Source organism: Vibrio sp. 2130-1 (assembly GCF_033339515.1).
Window position 1 is genome coordinate 1 of sequence record NZ_JAWOUT010000240.1, and the last position, 727, is coordinate 727.

Genomic DNA, 727 nt, shown 5'->3' on the forward strand with positions numbered 1-727 from the left:
GCGGCACTACATGCATAAGCGGCTAAGTCGATCCATTTCATTACAGCGCCGCCGTGAACCTTTCCGCCAAAATTAACGTCGCCAGGTTCTGCTAAAAAACGAAGGGTAATATCTCTTTGACCACTGCTCATCTGTCATTCCTTTGTGAGTTATTGTTCTGACAATGTAGCAGCAAGCGTTTGTGACGGGAATAGGGCGAGCAACAAAACATTAACTTTTGTTTGAGGTGTTGATACCAAAAAGCCACGGCTCTACTCCGTGGCTTTTCTCTTTGTTGTTAGGCGGAAGTTGATGGTAGTTCTTGGCCGGCAAGAGTTTGCTTCTTCCGTACTTTTATCTGCGACAGAATCACGCCGGAGATAACCATCAAGCCGCCGATAATATGGTACACATGAATTTCTTCACCGAGCAGTGTTGACGCTAAGGCGACAGAGACCACAGGCATTAAGTTCATGAACATGGCGCTGGAGTCTGCGCCAATCAAATCTATTGCTTTTACCCACATCAATGGAGCGAAAATAGACGCAGCGATACCAGCATAAGCGATCAGTGGAAGCGCCTCTTGGCTAGGAAGCAGTTGTTCGCTTGAAAGCCACAGTGGAGTCAGCATGATGACAGAGAAGAAGCCTTGCATGTAAACCAATGTTAGGCTGTTAAATGGCATCTTCCAACGCTTTAAAAGCACACAGTATGCGGCATAAACTAACGCGGCCAGTAACATTAAGCT

The 727-nt window shown here is 46.5% G+C and carries 1 protein-coding gene and 1 pseudogene; both read right to left on the reverse strand.

All coding sequences use genetic code 11. The annotated features are described in order from the left end of the window. A pseudogene (locus R7Q09_RS25455) lies at positions 1 to 131 on the reverse strand (acyl-CoA thioesterase); the annotation flags it as partial. A 146-nt stretch (positions 132 to 277) separates the two neighbouring features. Next, on the reverse strand, positions 278 to 727 hold a 450-nt coding region (locus tag R7Q09_RS25460), incomplete at its 5' end, for a DMT family transporter (RefSeq protein ID WP_318143855.1).